This is a genomic window from Clostridium sp., assembly GCF_030532265.1.
Lineage (GTDB): Bacteria > Bacillota > Clostridia > Clostridiales > Clostridiaceae > Clostridium.
Genome location: NZ_JAUNLM010000054.1, coordinates 12,100 through 14,097 on the forward strand (window position 1 = coordinate 12,100; position 1,998 = coordinate 14,097).

At 22.3% G+C, this 1,998-nt stretch carries 2 protein-coding genes and 1 pseudogene; 1 reads left to right on the forward strand and 2 read right to left on the reverse strand.

All coding sequences use genetic code 11. The features are described 5' to 3' along the window. Positions 1-365: pseudogene (locus tag Q4E08_RS10055) on the reverse strand (hypothetical protein); the annotation flags it as partial. A gap of 267 nt (positions 366-632) precedes the next feature. Beyond that, a complete protein-coding gene (locus Q4E08_RS10060) occupies positions 633-992 on the reverse strand; it encodes a hypothetical protein (RefSeq protein WP_303130665.1) in 360 nt (119 codons plus the stop codon). A gap of 435 nt (positions 993-1,427) precedes the next feature. Between Q4E08_RS10060 and Q4E08_RS10065 the strand changes: the two genes are divergently transcribed. Next, positions 1,428-1,877, forward strand: coding sequence for a hypothetical protein (locus Q4E08_RS10065; RefSeq protein ID WP_303130667.1), 450 nt, complete (start codon positions 1,428-1,430; stop codon positions 1,875-1,877). Positions 1,878-1,998: the final 121 nt, after the last annotated feature.

Consider the following 1,998-nt stretch of genomic DNA (forward strand, 5'->3'; position numbering starts at 1 on the left):
TTAAATCTAAAATTAAACTCATTAATTTCTTCTTCCCTAGCTAGTAATAATTTATAATTCTCTCCAAACCTATAAAAAGTAAATAATCCACCTTTTTTAACTAACCTATAATCAAGTATTTTAAGTTCAACTAAATTTTTAAGCCTTCTTCTTAATACTTCACAATTTTTTATTTCAAGTATTGGAAGCTCCTTAAGTAAATGTGATGATTTTATCCAATAAAATTTTTCCCCATCAATTTCCCTACTTACAACAAAACCTAATTTTATAAAATCATAAATGTACCTAATAATTTGTAAATCTTTAAGGTCTATCCCTAATTTTATAGCCTCCTCTTGTAAATATCCTAAAACTATTTTTCTCATAAAAACCAACTCCCTTATAAAACTTCATCTACTTTACATATATGCAGTTATATAAATTTTTGAGAAAAATTTTTTAATCTTTAAATACTTTAAAATAAAAAATTTATTTTAAATAGAAATCAACTAAAAACTTAATTATGTTAAAGAGTTGATAAAAGAAAATATTAAACTTATTTAAAAGAAAATTTAACTAAAAATCCTAATAAGAAAATTTTATTTAAATAAATAAAGATGGGTTGTTTTTAATACAACCCATCTTTTATATTTTTACTTATTATTTTTTATTTTTAAAGCATTCTCAACAATATTAATTGCTGTTTCATCAGAGATGCTCTTAACATCATTGTAAGCTTTATCATTTATTTCATAAATTAAAGTTTTAAGAAAATCTATAACATTTTCCTTTGCTTTTAAAACATCATCATTAAGTAATTCTTCTTCTTTTTCCTTAAAAACATTTTTCAAATTTTCATCACATAAAACCTCATCAAGCTTTGATAAAATCTCCTCTATTGCAAGCTTTATAGAATTAGCTCCTGTTATATCAGATAGCTTGTTTATTTCCATCTGTAAAATATAAACTGCATTATCTTTATTAATATTTAACTCTACCTCTTTTGTTTTCATTTTTATACCACCTCTATAATTTAATTGAAAATTATTTACTATATTACCACATAAATAAATGATTTCTTTATTATGTTTAAATTTAAATATATTTGTTTAAAGTCTATTTCAAATCTTATTATTTGAGTCATAAATGAACAAATATTACCAATTTTAAACATTTACTTATAAACCTATTAAACTTGATTTACACATGAACTTTTTTGAGTTTTACTTGTTATAATAAACATGTAGTAAGAATAAGTTAAGTAGATTAATATTCTTTTAAATAAAAAAAATTTAATGCTTATCCTTAATATAATATTAATCTACTTAACCCCCCATCCCCCTTTTATAGCCATACAATATAATGCTCTAAAGTTCCTTCAAGGAGCTTTAGAGTATTACATTATAAATTATATAAATATCTTTTAAAAAAATTGAGGTGAATTTAAAATGAGTAATGATGTTAAAGATATTAAAGAAAATGAAAAGGAAGAAATCAAAGAAACAAAAGAATTCTTTAAAGGAGTTAAAGAAGGCATCAAAACTGAAAAAGTAAATGATCTTGATGAACTTGGAAAGATGAAACAAGAAATTAAAAAAACTAAAGATACTGATGAACCATCAAGTATTGCAAGAGCTGAAAAGAAATTAGACTTAGATACAATAAAAGATTTAAAACATGAAACTAAGTTAGAAGCTAAAGAAAAAATAAAATTCTTAAAAGATTGTGAAAAGATACTTATTAAAATAGAAAAAGAAGAAGGCAAATCAAGTGCCGAAATTATAAAGGAATTTAACAAAATGTTTGATGAAGGAATGAAGCAATTTGTTAAAGATAATGAATTAAGCAAAGCAGATGAAAAAAAATTAGTTGATGAATTTAAAAAAGACTTTAAATAGATATTAATCTATTTAAAATATAAACTTCCTAGTATAATTATTAGTTACCCGTAAATTGTAAGTTAAAAGGCTATGTAGGCTGTCTTATATAGACATTCTACCTAGCCTTTTAGTATTTTAT

Bases quoted from the DNA above. Each gene is read 5' to 3' on its own strand.
- Q4E08_RS10060 (WP_303130665.1), bottom strand. From the start codon at position 992: ATGAAAACAAAAGAGGTAGAGTTAAATATTAATAAAGATAATGCAGTT.
- Q4E08_RS10065 (WP_303130667.1), top strand. From the start codon at position 1,428: ATGAGTAATGATGTTAAAGATATTAAAGAAAATGAAAAGGAAGAAATC.